This window comes from Paraburkholderia sp. MM5384-R2 (genome assembly GCF_014201025.1).
In the GTDB taxonomy this organism is placed as follows: Bacteria; Pseudomonadota; Gammaproteobacteria; order Burkholderiales; family Burkholderiaceae; genus Paraburkholderia; species Paraburkholderia tuberum.
The window spans coordinates 233,004-247,875 of the sequence record NZ_JACHDI010000002.1; the positions used below are offsets into that span (position 1 = coordinate 233,004).

Annotated in this window: 15 protein-coding genes and 1 pseudogene; 5 read left to right on the top strand and 11 right to left on the bottom strand. The window is 66.4% G+C overall.

Going from position 1 to position 14,872, the window contains the following annotated elements:
* Positions 1-37 precede the first annotated feature (37 nt).
* The 3 genes from HDG37_RS04990 to HDG37_RS05000 all read right to left on the bottom strand — a co-directional run bounded on the left by HDG37_RS04990 (position 38) and on the right by HDG37_RS05000 (position 1,648).
* Positions 38-352, bottom strand: a complete 315-nt coding sequence (locus tag HDG37_RS04990; RefSeq protein ID WP_184023903.1) for a hypothetical protein — start codon at positions 350-352, stop codon at positions 38-40.
* Between the two features lie 137 nt (positions 353-489).
* Entirely contained in the window at positions 490-1,236 is a 747-nt protein-coding gene (gene phbB / locus HDG37_RS04995) for an acetoacetyl-CoA reductase (RefSeq protein WP_184044902.1), read from the bottom strand.
* Positions 1,237-1,300: 64 nt separating this feature from the next.
* Positions 1,301-1,648: a polyketide synthase gene (locus tag HDG37_RS05000; protein ID WP_221311898.1), complete on the bottom strand. Its 348-nt coding sequence runs from the start codon at positions 1,646-1,648 to the stop codon at positions 1,301-1,303.
* 203 nt (positions 1,649-1,851) lie between these two features.
* Between HDG37_RS05000 and HDG37_RS05005 the strand changes: the two genes are divergently transcribed.
* On the top strand, positions 1,852-2,691 hold the full coding sequence (locus HDG37_RS05005; RefSeq protein ID WP_184044904.1) for a universal stress protein: 840 nt from the start codon (positions 1,852-1,854) through the stop codon (positions 2,689-2,691).
* A 23-nt stretch (positions 2,692-2,714) separates the two neighbouring features.
* Complete coding sequence (locus HDG37_RS05010) at positions 2,715-3,218, top strand: universal stress protein (protein ID WP_184044906.1); 504 nt, start codon at positions 2,715-2,717, stop codon at positions 3,216-3,218.
* Between the two features lie 68 nt (positions 3,219-3,286).
* Here the strand turns inward: HDG37_RS05010 and HDG37_RS05015 are convergent, their stop codons facing one another.
* Positions 3,287-3,748: a universal stress protein gene (locus tag HDG37_RS05015; RefSeq protein ID WP_184044907.1), complete on the bottom strand. Its 462-nt coding sequence runs from the start codon at positions 3,746-3,748 to the stop codon at positions 3,287-3,289.
* Positions 3,749-4,197: 449 nt separating this feature from the next.
* Here HDG37_RS05015 and HDG37_RS05020 point away from each other — a divergent pair.
* Positions 4,198-4,416, top strand: a pseudogene (locus HDG37_RS05020) (histidine kinase); the annotation flags it as partial.
* 33 nt (positions 4,417-4,449) lie between these two features.
* Here the strand turns inward: HDG37_RS05020 and HDG37_RS05025 are convergent.
* The 3 genes from HDG37_RS05025 to HDG37_RS05035 all read right to left on the bottom strand — a co-directional run bounded on the left by HDG37_RS05025 (position 4,450) and on the right by HDG37_RS05035 (position 7,120).
* Positions 4,450-4,920 (bottom strand): universal stress protein, encoded by a 471-nt coding sequence (locus HDG37_RS05025; RefSeq protein WP_184044909.1) that lies wholly within the window; start codon positions 4,918-4,920, stop codon positions 4,450-4,452.
* Positions 4,921-4,970: 50 nt separating this feature from the next.
* The gene (locus tag HDG37_RS05030) at positions 4,971-5,972 is read right to left on the bottom strand and encodes a universal stress protein (RefSeq protein ID WP_184044911.1); all 1,002 of its coding nucleotides are present in this window, start codon (positions 5,970-5,972) and stop codon (positions 4,971-4,973) included.
* Positions 5,973-6,130: 158 nt separating this feature from the next.
* Entirely contained in the window at positions 6,131-7,120 is a 990-nt protein-coding gene (locus HDG37_RS05035) for a zinc-dependent alcohol dehydrogenase family protein (protein WP_184044913.1), read from the bottom strand.
* A 432-nt stretch (positions 7,121-7,552) separates the two neighbouring features.
* Here HDG37_RS05035 and HDG37_RS05040 point away from each other — a divergent pair, with 432 nt between their 5' ends.
* Complete coding sequence (locus tag HDG37_RS05040; RefSeq protein ID WP_184044915.1) at positions 7,553-7,927, top strand: DUF3564 domain-containing protein; 375 nt, start codon at positions 7,553-7,555, stop codon at positions 7,925-7,927.
* Between the two features lie 224 nt (positions 7,928-8,151).
* Here the strand turns inward: HDG37_RS05040 and HDG37_RS05045 are convergent, their stop codons facing one another.
* The 3 genes from HDG37_RS05045 to HDG37_RS05055 all read right to left on the bottom strand — a co-directional run bounded on the left by HDG37_RS05045 (position 8,152) and on the right by HDG37_RS05055 (position 12,595).
* Complete coding sequence (locus HDG37_RS05045; protein WP_184044917.1) at positions 8,152-9,570, bottom strand: FAD-binding oxidoreductase; 1,419 nt, start codon at positions 9,568-9,570, stop codon at positions 8,152-8,154.
* Between the two features lie 139 nt (positions 9,571-9,709).
* A complete protein-coding gene (locus tag HDG37_RS05050) occupies positions 9,710-11,257 on the bottom strand; it encodes a UxaA family hydrolase (RefSeq protein ID WP_184044919.1) in 1,548 nt (515 codons plus the stop codon).
* A 48-nt stretch (positions 11,258-11,305) separates the two neighbouring features.
* Complete coding sequence (locus HDG37_RS05055; protein ID WP_184044921.1) at positions 11,306-12,595, bottom strand: MFS transporter; 1,290 nt, start codon at positions 12,593-12,595, stop codon at positions 11,306-11,308.
* Between the two features lie 513 nt (positions 12,596-13,108).
* Here HDG37_RS05055 and HDG37_RS05060 point away from each other — a divergent pair.
* A complete protein-coding gene (locus tag HDG37_RS05060; RefSeq protein WP_184044923.1) occupies positions 13,109-13,819 on the top strand; it encodes a FadR/GntR family transcriptional regulator in 711 nt (236 codons plus the stop codon).
* 44 nt (positions 13,820-13,863) lie between these two features.
* Here HDG37_RS05060 and HDG37_RS05065 read toward each other — a convergent pair whose 3' ends face one another.
* Entirely contained in the window at positions 13,864-14,841 is a 978-nt protein-coding gene (locus tag HDG37_RS05065; protein WP_184044924.1) for a N(4)-(beta-N-acetylglucosaminyl)-L-asparaginase, read from the bottom strand.
* Positions 14,842-14,872: the final 31 nt, after the last annotated feature.

Consider the following 14,872-nt stretch of genomic DNA (forward strand, 5'->3'; position numbering starts at 1 on the left):
TGACGAACGCCGAGCGGCACGTCACGATGCAAGCTCGTCAGTTCCCACGCTCGGTGCCGATCGCTGTTTCGAGGGTCATTTCCGCCACATCGAACGCGCGACGGATCGCCGCTTTAGCGTCGTCGTCAGTGCAGTGCGCGACGGGCTTGAGCTCGTGCGCGGGCGTGACCAGATCCAGCCTCACGTCATACAGCGGATGCGCCGATCCAGGACGCAACGCCTCGATGGCGAGATGGCAGTGCGATACGAGCGCGCCAAACCGCGCGAGACGCACCAGTTGCGCACCTGCTTCCGCTTCGAGCGGAGCCGCACCCGCAAAGCCAAGGTAGACGATCTGCATGTCGATGCCCATCTTCGCCTCCCCTTGCGAGTGTCGATCGAACCTGTTTCGCGCAGACTCAGGGTCCAGGCGCTTGCTATGGGGCTTATCGTGTTCTTGCCAGAAAGGCGGTCATTGACGTGGGTCAAGCGCGGTGAAGGCGAGCACCCTCACTGCATATGCATACCCCCGTTAATCGCAATGTCCGCACCGGTGATAAAAGCCGCCTCCTCTGAGCATAGAAACGCGATCAACGCCGCCACCTCGTCCGGACGTCCCAGCCGGCCGAGCGGAATCTGCGGCAGGATCTTCGTGTCGAGGATCTCGCGCGGCACCGCTTCGACCATCGCGGTCGCGAGATAACCGGGCGACACCGTGTTCACCGTGACGCCGTGCTTCGCGGTTTCGAGCGCAAGTGCCTTCGTGAAGCCGTGCACGCCCGCTTTGGCAGCTGAATAATTGGTTTGCCCGTAGGCGCCGCGCGAACCGTTGACCGACCCCACGTTGACGATGCGGCCGTGGCGCCGCTCGAGCATGCCGGGCAACAGCGGCTTGCTCATGTTGAACAGGCCATCGAGATCGGTGCGCAGCACGGCGTCCCAGTGCTCCTTGCTCATCTTCGCGAAGCTCGTGTCGTGCGTGATGCCCGCGTTGTTGATCAGCACGTCTACCGCGCCCAGATCGGTCAGCACGCGTTGCGCGCAGCGCGCGCATGAATCGAAGTCGGCGATGTCGGCTTCGTACGCGTGAAAGTCGCGCCCCGTGTCGCGCTCGTGCTGCAGCCATGTCGACACGTGATCGTTGTGCGTCGAGTGCGTCACCGCGACCGTCATGCCCGCGTCATGAAGCGCCCGGCTGACCGCCGTGCCCAAACCGCCCATCCCGCCTGTGACCAATGCCACGCGATCCGTTCCCATCTGAACGCCTCCTTGCCGTGTCTGCCATTGACGGTGCGCGCGCCGGCCTTGCCGGCTCGCGCGGCTAAACGACGCCCGCGAACGGCAGCGCGTTCTGCGAGCTCCACCACCATGCGCTCAGGCCGCCCGCGAACGGCGCGACGCCTGGCGCGATGCCGTACACCGCCTGCCACCCCGCATACCAGGCGGCGCAAGCGCGGTTGGCCTCGCCGAACCAGTCCGCCTCGCGCTGCGCTACGAAAGCGATCGACTTGCTCCAGTCGGCGAAGCACCGCTCGGCGTACTCGTGTGCCGCGCCCTGTGCGGTCTGATACGCCGCTGCGTAGTCGAGCCAGCCTTCGGGCGGCCCGGACGCCGTCGAGGTCCACGGTGAAGCGGGGCGCCCGGGCGGCGCATCGGATTCGGAAATCATGATCGCTGCCCTCCAGAGCACAGCATAGGATTGCCAGGCGCGGTTGCAAACCGTCGAGCGTGCCCGCCACTGTATTGTGCGCGCGGCGGCCCGCGCTTGATCTGCATCAATAGCCGCGGCCGCCGGGCTCATAGACTCCATTTGACGACGGGTTCGAGCCTGCTTGCGCCCGTTTCCCCACGTTCTGTCACGGAGCTTTGGCGATGAGCTACAAAAGCATTCTCGTTCACCTCGATACGAGCGTTCGTGCACATCCGCGCCTCGAAATCGCATTGCAGTTCGCACACCGCTTTCATGCGACGCTGACCGGCCTGTTTTCGACGTACGTGCCACCGCGGCACGCGTTCTTCGTGATGGCCGGCACCGCCGACTACTACGCGGAGCACGAGCGTCTGCGGCACGAGCGTGCCAGCGCGCTGGAGCGGCTGTTTCGTGCGGAACTCGCGCGCGCGAACGTCGACGGTCATTGGATCGCCGCGAACGGCTACGCGAACGACGTCGTGCCGCCCTATGCGCGTCTCGCCGATCTGATCGTGCTCGGGCAGACCGATCCGACCGATCCCGAGGCGTTCGTCGCCGAACAGTTCGTCGAGCACGTCGTGCTGTCGGCCGGGCGGCCGGTACTGCTGGTGCCGTCGCGCGGCACCTTCGCGGCGCCCGGCCGCCACGTGCTGATCGCGTGGGACGGCAGCCGCGAAGCCACCCGCGCGATCCACGACGCGCTGCCGTTCCTCGCGCACGCGTCCAAAGTGACGCTGCTGACGGTTCATTCGTCGGGCGATCGTCCGCCGCGCGACACGGTTTCGGGCGACGACATCGCACTCACTGTCGCGCGTCACGGCGTCAAGATCGACGTGCGCGAACTGAGCATCGCGGACGACACGCCGGTCGGCGACGCGCTGCTGTCGCAGGCGGCCGACCTCGGCTGCGACATGATCGTGATGGGCGCTTACGCGCATTCGCGTCTGCACGAAATCGTATTGGGCGGCGCGACGCGCACGATGCTCGAGTCGATGACCGTGCCGGTGCTGTTGTCGCACTAAAGTGCACGCTTAAGGAGTCCGCCATGTTTCACCGCCTACTCGTCGCGCTCGACGGCAGCGACACCGCCTCCCGTGCGTTCGACGCCGCACTGACCCTTGCCGCCGAATCGGGCGCCGAGTTGCAGCCGCTGTACGTGATCGACGTGCCCGTCATCGCCTACGACGCGCCCGGCTTCGACCCTTGCGTGATCCGGGACGCCTTCATCGAGGAAGGCAAGCGGATCGCGGCCGATGCCCAGAGCCGGATGACCGCGCGCGGGATCAAGGGCACGGCCCGCACCGTCGAAGCCGCGATCACCGGCGAAGACGTCGCGCATCGCATCGTCGCGGCGGCGCTCGAATGGCACGCCGACGCGATCGTGATGGGCACGCACGGCCGCCGTGGTCTTCAACGACTGATGCTCGGCAGCGTCGCCGAGCGCGTGCTGCGCAGCGCCAGCTGCCCGGTGCTGATGATTCCCGCGCACGCGAACGGCGCGACGCGCGATCAGTCAGTCCCGGCCTGCGCCGAAAACGAACTCAACTGAGCCGCGAAAACCGGGCTGCTGCGCGGCCGCTCCCACGCGATCGCGCCACGGCTGCGCGACGCGGCGCTTCAGGGCCGCGCGTGCCCGTGTTCGTCATGCCGCACGATCAGCACCGGCTTGTCGGTCGCACGCACGAGCGACTCCGCGACGCTGCCGAGCAGAAAGCGCTGCACGCCGTGGCGGCCGTGCGTTCCCATCACGATCAGATCGGCTTCGATTTCGTCGGCGACGCGCGCGAGCACCGCGGACACGCTTTCGGCGTACGCGTCGATCACCCGCACGCCGCCGGGCACTTGCGCCTCGCGCATCAACTCGCGCGGCGCATCGAGCGCGCGGCTGGCGAATTCTTGCGCCGCGGCCGCCGGTTCCGGCTCGAAAGCCACATCGGCATTGTCCGACCACTTGCCGTGCCCTACCACGCAGCAGGCTTCGAGTGTGGCGCCCGTCAGCTTCGCGAGCTTCAGCGCCTCGGCAAAGGCGCGCTGCGCGCTGGGACTGTCGTCGAGCGCAACCAGAATTCGTGCATACATGTTGGACTCCCTGTGAAAGCGCTGGCATGAACCGAAGCGGTGCCGTCGCGTGTCTGCAGCGACAGTGTGAAGCGCGCGCCGCCGCGCGGCTTGACGCAGGTCAATGGGCCACCGCTCGGCCCCGCCGCTTGCGAGCGGCCCGCAACAACGCCGCCATTCGGCCCGACACAGCGGAGGAATGCCATGCGGTTGCTGGCGCGGATAGCGGGACGCTGGCCGCGCACCTGCCCCAGCGGGCGCCAACTCACACGATCCAGTCTATAGCTAAACGTTGTCGTAGATTCCGGGAAAAGGCGCAACCATCGCCTCTCGCTCCTCGTTCGAACCCCATGCGCAGGTAAAACTCATGCCTGTCATGAAAAGCTCCCATCTTCAATATGGCTTCTTGCGCGTGACAACGCGCCGGAACTGGTGACGACTTCGATCTCCCTCTTTACGAGGCCAGCCGCGTACGCATCGACATGACCTGCGCGGGCCCCATCGTATCGCTCGACATCGAGGATGACGGCCTGGGTGTCGCGCTGGATCGGTCGCAGGGAACAGATTCATTCGGTTTGCTCGGCATTCGCGAACGCGTGCGGCAGTTGCGCGGCAACGTGTCGTTCACCAGCTCGCCGGGCCATGGCTTCAGGATCTCGATCCAGATACCGGCCGACGCGCTCGCGTAATGCTCACGCGCTGTCGCGCCCCGCTGCCGCGGGTTACTCTGCGGGCGCATCCTCGGTGCTTGGCTCGCGCATGAGCAGCACCGGACAGGTCGAGAAACGCAGCACCCGCTCCGCCACGCTGCCGATCACGAGGCGCCGCACGCCGCGTCGCCCATGCGTGCCCAGCACAAGCAGATCGGCGTGGATCTGCTCGCCGTAGCGCAGCACGATCGCGGCGACGTCGTCGGACAGGCTCTCCGACTCGATCATTTCAGGGCGGCAAGGCACATCGGCGGCGGCGCAGGCCTGTTCGGCCTCCTCCAACACCAATTGGCCGTCCTGGCGCAAGGCTTCGACGAGCGTGAGCGGGTCGTAATAGCCGGCATAGGAAAAGAGCGGCGTCTTGTCGACCACATAAACCGGATGCACGACGCCCTTCGTCAACGCGGCGAGATTCACCGCTTCTTTCAGCGCGCGTTTCGAGAAAGTACTGCCGTCTAGCGCGACGAGGATATGTTGGTACATGCCGATTCTCCACTGAGGTTGGATTTGTCAACGCGCGTGGCGCGCCCCTGCTACAGATAAAAGGGCCCGCCCGGACTGCCCGGATACGGCTCCCGCCACTCGCCGTGCGGCACGTCGTCCGCCCGCAACGACGACGCGCCGCGCGGACACACGAGCACGGGACACGCCGCGTCGCGCAGCGTGCGCGACGTCACGTGCCCCGGCAACGGGTGCGGCGCGCCGCGCATGCCGTGCGAACCCATCACGATCAGGTCCGCGTGCCAGCGTTGTGCTTCGTCGAAAATCGCGCTCGACGCATCGCCGGAATCATCGTCGAACTCGAGCAACGCGGTTTCGGCCGCGCGCCGGCTTTGTTCGAGCATCGCCGCGCCGCGCCGCAAGACATCGATTCGATGCTGCGACACGACTTCGAACGGTAACCATTCGCACCACGCGAAGCGGTCGTCGGCCGCGTAGACGACCTTGATGCGCGCGTCGGGCGGCGCTACCGCGAGCGCGGTGCGCAGCGCGTCGAGCGCGGTGTCGCTGCCATCGATCGCGACCAGTACGCGGCTCACCGCCGCGGCATCGCTCGCGTCGGTCGACCTCGCCGGCATGTACAGCACCGGACGGCCGATCGACGCGACCAGTTCCTCGGGATCGATGCGGCTGTCCCAGCGATGTTCACGCGGATGCGCGGCCACCGCGACCAGATCCGCGTCCCATTGCGTCGCCGTGTGGGCGAGCGCTTCGGCCGCGCCCTGATGCAGCGCGGTGAGATCGACGATCTCGGCGTCGGTCGCCGCGACGACGCCGTGCAACGCGATCACCGCGTCGCGCAGCGCGGCCTGCGCGCCGTGCAGCATCGCGCGATGCGCCTCGCACCAGTCCGGATAGCTGAGCATCAGCGTCGGATAAAGCGCGGCAGGATTGCAAACGATATCGACGAGACGAAAGCGCGCATCCGCCGCGGCCAACTGCCGGGCGACGCGCGTGCCGAGCGGCAGTCCGCTGCCGCCCGCAGACGCGATCATCACGCGGTGGAAGGTGTTGCGCCCGGCAGCAGTGTTCATCGGCTCTCCTCGGATCGTCGCACCGCGAGGCGGCGCGTCAACCGCGTCGCTTCACACCTCGGCCCGTGACGGGGACGCCAACGGTTCGCGCTTAGATGATGAACGCCGACGCCGCGCGCGGCTTGATCTGTATCAAGCGCCAACGGCTCGCTAGCGGATCACGGGCGGACCGCGAGCACGGCCGCGCCGGTCAGGTTGCCGTTGCGCAGATCGTCGAGCGCGCGGTTCGCGTCGCGCAACGCGTAAGTCGTCGTCTCGATCGCGAGCTGCATCTCGGCGGCGCTGCGCATGAACTGAAGCCCATCGTCGCGGGTCAGATTCGCGACCGACACCACCCGCCGCTCGCCCCACAGAAACGCGTACGGGAACGACGGAATGTCGCTCATATGAATGCCGCCGCACACCACCACGCCGCCTTTCGCGACCGCCTGCAACGCCAGCGGCACCAGTGCGCCGACCGGCGCGAACAGCAGCGCGGCGTCGAGTTCGCCGGGCGGTGCCTCGTCGCTGCCGCCGGCCCATGCCGCGCCGAGGCGCAGCGCGAGTTGCTGGGCCGCGTGGTCGCCGGGACGCGTGAACGCATAGACGGTGCGCTGCTGGTGACGCGCCACCTGCGCGACGAGATGCGCGGCCGCGCCGAAACCATAGATGCCGATCCGTTCGGCGTCGCCCGCCATGCTCAACGTGCGATAGCCGATCAGACCCGCGCACAGCAGCGGCGCGGCCTCGATATCGCTGTAGTGCGGCGGCAGATGAAAACAGTAGCGGCTGTCGGCGACCGTGCGCTCGGCGTAGCCGCCGTCGATCGTGTAGCCGGTGAAGCCAGCGTCGTCGCAGAGATTTTCGCGGGCGGACAGACAGTAGCGGCAGTGGCCGCAGGTGCGCCCGACCCACGGCACGCCGACCCGCTCGCCCACCGTGAAACCGCTGACGCCCGCGCCCAATTCGGCCACCACGCCGACGATTTCGTGGCCGGGAATCACCGGCCGCTTTGGATGCTCGAGCTCGCGGTCGACCAGATGCAGGTCCGTGCGGCACACGCCGCACGCATGAACGTCGATCAGGATCTCGCCGGCACCGGGCCGCGGATCAGGCACTTCCCGCTCGGTCAGCGTCGCCGAGCTGCCGTCGAACACCATCGCTCGCATCGGGTTCTCCTTCAGATGCTTCGGCGGCGACAAGTTGCCGTCATCGCAGACAGCGAGGCGCGCGCCGTTCTCATCAGCGTAGGCGCGCCATTGTGTCGCGCGATCGGCCCGCGCCGTAGACCGTTTGATCGAAGTCAATAAGGGGCGGTTTCGCCGCCCGTACACTGATCTTATTCCTGATACGGGAGTACGTGCCGTGATTGCGCGAATCCGAAACTGTCTGCTCGTGTGCTCGGCGTGCGCGCTGACGGCCGGCGTTGCCTATGGCGAGCCCGAGCTGAGCGCGGTGGGCCGTTATTGGCGCAGGACGCGCACACGCTCGTGCAATGGGTACTTAGCCAATAAGGACTCGATGCGCACGCAGCGGGCCCGCTGCCGGCGCGCGATGGCGCCGGCAATGCGAGTCAGTTGTATACATTGCGGAGACATGTCATGCGTTTGACTGTTCATCTCGACACGTTCGATCGTGTCAACCCGATGGCCTTCGCCATTCTCTGGCTCGACAAGGACACGCGGCAATGGTCGCGCGAAGGTCATTTCGGGCTCGAGTTGCCCGAATGGGGCACGTTGCATATGGATTGCGGCAATACGCTCGTGTGCGCGCCGCATAGCTGCGCGCCGGTCTGCGTGCTCGAGGGGCTCAATCTGAATCAGCTCGACGGGCCGTTCGAAGGCGAGGTCGGTCGCGTGCAGTGGTGCGCCGAGCACGGCCGCATCCTCGCGAGCGGCCACTGGCGCGTGCAATGCATCGACGTCGAACGGACGGCACCGGAAAACGGCGTATTCGCAACCGGCGAAGACGCCTGAATCGGCACAGCTCCGGCGTACCGCGTCGCCGATGCCATGACTCGCCGCCGGATATTTTCGTGAGTGCGCTCGCAACGATGCGATCGCACTGCGCCCCGCCGAATTCGAACACGTCGCGCTCGGCGAGATCGAGTGCCTGAGCACGCGACTCGCGCAACATGCTGCGCGCGTTCCCGAGCGGCTGAAAGCGCCGTGGCTGCGCACGCAGATTCGCGCCGCGCACACTACATCGCGATCACCTTGCCATGGTTCAGGATATTGTGCGGATCGAGCGCGAGCTTGATCGCCTTCATCGCGGCGAGTTCGGCCGGCGAGCGTGACAGGCCGAGCACGCCCAGCTTCTCCTCGCCGATCCCATGCTCGGCCGATACCGAGCCGCCCATCTCCCCCGTCAGCTCATAGACGACGCGCTTGACGTCGTTGATGGCCTCGTCGGTCCAGCCAGGTTCTTGCACCACTACGTGCAGATTGCCGTCGCCGAGATGCCCATAGACGAGGATCGTCGCTTGCGGCCAGCGTGCGCGCAACCGCTCGTCGCAACGCTGCGCCGCGTCGCCCGCCTGCGCGACCGCGAAGCTGATGTCGAACGAGACGCGTCCCGGGATCAGGCGCGGATATTCGGCTGGCGCGTCGCGAATCGCCCAGAACGCCGCGGCGCCCGCGTCCGATTGCGCGATTGCGGCGTCGGCGATCACGCCGGCGTTCAACATGTCGGCGAGGAATTCCTCGAAAGCCGCCGACTGCCGTTCCGGGTCCGCGCCGCAAGTCTCGAGCAATACGTAGTAGGCGTGATCGCTCGCGAGCGGCACGCGCAGTTCGGGCAGGCGTTGCCGCACGAAGTCGCAATAGCTCGGCCACATGACCTCGAACGCGGACACGCCGGCCGGCAGCCGCTCCTGCGCGCGGCCGAGCAGCGTGGTCACCGCCTCGTAGTCCGGCATGCCGCACCATGCGGTCGAGATCGCGCGCGGCTTGGCCCGCAAGCGCAGCACCGCGCGCGTGATGACCGCGAGCGTGCCCTCGCTGCCCGTCAGCAGGTTGCGCAGGTCGTAGCCGGTATTGTTCTTGATCATCTTGCGCGCGCCACCGATCACGCTGCCGTCGGCGAGCACCGCTTCGACGTCGAGCACCTGGTCGCGCATCATCCCGTAGCGGATCACGCGATTGCCGCCCGCATTGGTCGCGATGTTGCCGCCGATCGTGCAACTGCCGCGCGCGCCGAGGTCGAGCGCGAACATGAAGCCGGCGTGATCGGCCGCCTCCTGCACGACCTGCAGCGGTGTGCCCGCGAACACGGTCGTCGTCGCGCTGACCGGATCGATGTCGATGACGCCGTTCATCCGCTCGACGCTCAGCGCGACCTCCCCGCCAAGCACGCAGGCACCGCCCGCGTGCCCGGTCATGCCGCCTTGCGTGACGACCGGCTGCCGGAATCGATGGCAGATCCTGAGCGCGGTGGCGACCTCTTCGGTCGTGCGCGGGCGGATCAGCGCGATCGGCTCGGTCGATGGCGTGCCGCTCCAGTCCGCGAACTGCCGCCCGCCAAATTCGCCCGGCAGGCTCACGATGTCCGCGCCGAGCGCCGCGCGCAGCGCGGCGACGGCTTCGTTACCGCGGATCGCGGAGATCGGTTCGTGCTGCATCGGATATCTCCAGTTCGTCAGACGGGCGGAGCCGCTGCGCGCGCTTCACGTCGCGGCCTGAATGAAGGCGGCGTTCCAATTGCATCCTCCAATGCGTGATCCATTCGGCTATTGGGTTGTGTCGCTGCAATGCACCCGCTCAGGTCACCACGCCGACCTGCCACGGCACGAACTCGCTTTGGCCATAGCCGTGCAGCTCGCTCTTCGTGCGCGTGCCGGACGCGCAGTCGAGCATCATGCGAAAGATCGCTTCGCCGAGTTCGTCGATGCTCGCGCTGCCGTCGACCACACCGCCGCAATTGATATCGATGTCGTCCTGCTGGCGCTCCCACAACGCGGTGTTGGTCGCCAGCTTCAACGACGGCGACGGCGCGCAGCCATAGGCGGAGCCGCGCCCGGTCGTGAAGCAGATCAGGTTCGCGCCCGAGGCGACCTGTCCCGTCGCCGACACCGGATCGTAGCCGGGCGAATCCATGAATACGAAGCCCTTCGCGGCGATCGGCTGCGCGTATTCGTAGACGTCGACCAGATTCGTCGTGCCGCCCTTCGCGACCGCGCCGAGCGATTTTTCGAGGATCGTCGTCAGGCCGCCCACCTTGTTGCCCGCCGATGGGTTGTTGTCCATCGCGCCGCCATTGCGCGCGCAATAGTCCTGCCACCATGCGATGCGCGCGAGCAGCTTGTCGCCGACCGCGGCGCTCACCGCACGCCGCGTCAGCAGATGCTCGGCGCCGTAGATTTCCGGCGTCTCCGACAGGATCGCGGTGCCGCCGTGCCGCACGAGCCGATCGACCGCGGCGCCGAGCGCCGGATTCGCGGAGATGCCAGAGTAGCCGTCCGAGCCGCCGCATTGCAGACCGACGCATAGATGCGAAGCCGGCACCGGCACGCGCTGCACGCGGTTCGCGTCGGCGAGCATCTCGCGCACCATCGCGATACCGAGTTCGATCGTCTTGCGCGTACCGCCGCTGTCCTGGATCGTGAAGCTGCGCAGCTTCGTCGTGCTGGCGTCGAGACCGCCCGCGGCGAGCACGCCGTCGATCTGATTCGTCTCGCAGCCTAGCCCGACGAACAGCACCGACGCGAAGTTCGGATGCAGCGCGTAACCCGCCAGCGTGCGACGCAGGATCGCAATGCCCTCGCCTTGCATGTCGATGCCGCAGCCGAGCCCGTGCGTCAAGGCGATCACGCCGTCGACGTTCGGATAGTCGGCGAGCGCGTCGGGACGCACGTCGCGCCGGAAATGATCGGCAATCGCGCGCGCGACCGTCGCCGAGCAGTTCACACTGGTCAGAATGCCGATGTAATTGCGCGTCGCGATGCGGCCGTCGTCGCGGCGAATGCCCATGAAATGCGCGGGTTCGTCGACGTAGACGGTCGGCTGCGCATCGACGCCGAACGCGTGCTCGCGCGCGAACTCCGACATGCCGAGATTGTGCGTGTGAACATGCTGGCCGCGCGCGATCGCCTCACGCGCGACGCCGATGATCTGGTTGTAGCGCTTGACCGGCTCGCCTTGCGCGATGTTGCGCGTCGCGATCTTGTGCCCCGGTGGAATCAGTCCGGCGACGACCAGTTGTTCCGCCTCGATGCGCGTGCCCGGCAGCAACTGCCGGGTCGCGATGATGACGTCGTCGCCGGGATGCAGGCGGATGATCGCTGACGCGACGCTAGCTTGAGTCGACATGAAAAGCCTCGAAAACAGGGTTATCCGTATGCGTTGACACAGAATACGTCAGATCGTGGAGCGCGCGCCCTTCGGCAGATCGCGGCTTTCCGATTCCAGCGACAGCGGCTCGATGCGTCCGACGATGAAAAGATAGCTGAACGCGCCGAGAAAGCAGAAGCCGCCCGCGACGACGAGCGGGATCGTGAACGAGCCCTTCGTCATTGCGACCATCACGCCGGTGAACGTCGTGATCACGATCCCCGCCAGATTCGACGCAAAGTTCTGGATGCCGCCGATCGACGCGACATGGCGCGGTGTCGGCGCGACGTCGCAGGGCAGCGACCAGATGCTCGCCGCGGCGAACGCGAGGCTGCCATAGGCGATACCGAAGAACGCGAGCATCAGATACGTGTTCTCCGTGAACGCCGACAGCGTGATCACCGACGACACCAGCATGCCGCCGACCATGCAGGTCTTGCGCGCAGCCGTCAGGCTCCAGCCGCGCCGGAACAGCGCGTCGGACACATAGCCGCCGAGCCAGCCGCCCGGAATCGCGATCAGCGCCGGAATCATGCCGAGCGTGCCGAGCGATTTCAGCGAGAAGCCGCGCGTCTGAACGAGATAGCTCGGAAACCACGTAATGAAGAAGTAGATCACGAAGTTCAGGCAGAAGAAGCCGAGCATCATGCCCCACAGCGTGCGATGGCGAAACAGCGATGCCCAGGTCACGTTGTCCTGGCCGCCTCTCGCTTGAGCCGCCGGCGCAGCGTTGCGCGCGCTCTCCATCGCGTCCTGCACGGGATTCCGATAAATCACGAACCAGCCGACGATCCACACCGCGCCGAGCAAGCCGGTGAGGACAAAAGCCGCCTTCCAGCCGAGCGTGCCGATGATCAGCGCGACCACGGGAATCGACAGCGCGGAGCCGACCCGCGAGCCGCTATCGAAGATGCTCGTCGCGATCGCGCGCTCCTTGGGCTCGAACCATTGGCTGACGAGCTTCGCGCAGGACGGATACGCGCCCGCCTCGCCGACGCCGAGCAACAGGCGGCAGCCGAACATGCCCGCGACGCTGGTCGTGACCGCGGTGGCCGCGGTAAACACCGACCACCACCCGACCGCGAGCGGCAACGCGATGCGCGCACCGACACGATCGACGAACCAGCCGAACGGCATCTGCATCAACGCGTAGGTCCAGAAGAATCCGCTCATGATGAAGCCCATCTCGGCGGGGCCGATGCCGAGCGCCTTTTCGATTTGCGGCGCGGCGACCGCGAGATTCGCGCGATCGATGTAGTTCACCGCGATCGCGAGAAAGCACAGCAAAATCACTACCCAACGCATCTTCTTCTTCATGAAACCGTCTCCTCCTGGGCTGGCATCTACTCTATTTGGATGAACCATGCGGCCTCGTGGCCGCCGGTGTGCTGCCGGGATGTGCTGCCGGGGTCTGCTACAGACGATCACCGGCTTGAAACGCCGCTCTTTCTTTTGCTCGTGATTGCCCGCGATGTCGGCGAGGCGATGATCGAGGAACCGCCGGCCTCGCGCGTTCGGCGAGCGCGAGCTGGCCGGGTTGTTCGCAAATGACTGTCTTCATCGTCATGGAGAAATTGATCGGGTGTCGGGATGCGGAGCGACCAGCAGGGCTGCAATGCTGGCGTCTCCGTGGCGTCAATCCGGCCTTACCAATTTGCAAAAATAACGGCGAGTGCGATACTGGTCAAGCCAATTCGCACGAAGTTGGGGAAACCCCGAACGCTGTCGCCTCGCCACCGAGCGCGCACGATTTGCGCGCCGGGCGCTTCGATCTACAATCGGCGCTCGCCTTATCGGGCTTGCACAAGCTACATCGCCGGGAATCGTTTCGTGACCACCAGAACTGCCGACACTCGCCGCCTCTATCTTCAGATCGCGGAAAAATTGCGCGATCTGATCGCTCAGCCGGAGTTCGCGCCGAACGGCCGCCTGCCGCCCGAGCGCGCGCTGGCGGAGACGCTCGGCGTGTCGCGGCCGTCGGTGCGCGAGGCGCTGGTCGCGCTGGAACTGGAAGGGCTCGTCGAGATCCGCATGGGCTCGGGCGTCTATCTGTGCGCGACGCCGTCCGCGCAGAATGATGCGTCGCTGTCGCAGGCCGAACTCGGCGATAGCCTGCTCGACATCCTCGGCGCGCGCTGCCTGATCGAAGGCTCGATCATCGCGAGCGTCGCACCGTTCTGCAAACCGAAAGATCTGAAGATGCTGCGCGCCATCTACAACGAGATGGCGCGCGAAGTAAAGGCCGGCAGAATTCCGGTCGCAGCCGATCGCGCGTTCCATCTCGCGATCGCGCAAATGTCCGGCAATGACGTCCTCGTGCGCACCGTCAGCTCGCTATTCGATGCGCGGCATAGTCCGCTGTCGGAAAAGCTGCGCGGCCACTTCGAGAACGAGACGACGTGGGGCGCCGTGCCCGACGAACATCTCGTGATTCTCGAAGCGCTGGAAGCGCATGATGCGATTCAGGCGCAGGCGGCGATGCAGCGTCACTTGAAGCTGTCGCTGGAGCGGGTGATTGCGGGGGGGCAGAAGACGTCTTAGGTGCCGCTGCGGGAATACCGCTGATTCACCAGTGCGCGTCGCCCTCACACGTCGGTATAAACCTGCATCGCAATCCGCTTGCTCTGCGGCTCACCCGCCGAGATCTGGATCAGCTCGCAAGCACGGCGCTCCGGCTGCGCCATGACTGGCGTCCACACCCAGTAGTGATTGCCCGGCAAGCCATTGACCGCCACCACGCGGTGATTGCCCGCGGCATCGATCGCATGGATCGTCACGCGGCTGATCAAGCCGCCCTTGAGCGCGCGCATATCGTCGACCGCTTCGCTGACCGCGCGCTCGACGCTCATGCCCATTTTCATGTAGAGCACCACCGCGCGCGCCGTGCCGGCGCGGATCGTCATCTCGCCCGCGCCCGTGCATGCGCAGGCGCCGTAACGGCTATCGGCATAGGAGCCCGCGCCGATCACGGGGCTGTCGCCGAGACGGCCCGGATATTTCCAGCCCCATCCCGATGTACTCGTGCCGCTCACGACATTGCGGGCGCTGTCGAGCGCAAGAAAAACAGTCGTGTCCTTGCCGATCTCCGGATCGACCGCGTCGTGGCAATAGCGTTCGAGCGGCACGTTCGGCCACGCGGCCTTGTCGGCCGCGCTGACTTCGCCGTCGAACCAGCGCGCATACGCTTTGCGCGAGTGATCGACGAGCAGCTCGCAGCGCTCCGCACCCGTTTCGGCCGCATAGCGCGCGGCGCCCTCGCCGATCAGCAGCTCGTGCGGCAGCCGCTCCATCACGGCACGCGCGACGCTCACCGGATGCCTGAACCCCTTCAGGCCGCCCACCGCGCCGGTGCGCAGCGTCGAGCCATCCATCACCGACGCATCGAGCTCGACTTCGCCGAGCAGATTCGGCCAGCCGCCACGCCCGACCGTGCGCACCTCTTCGTCATCTTCGACGAGCCGGATGCCTGCCTCGACCGCGTCGAGCCCGGCACCGCCATTGCGCAGCAGTTCCGCGGTCAAGCCGATGCCGGATTTACCTTCGTTGTTGGTCAGAATAATCATGTGTTTGGGTCTTGCAGGCAGAAATGTGCGG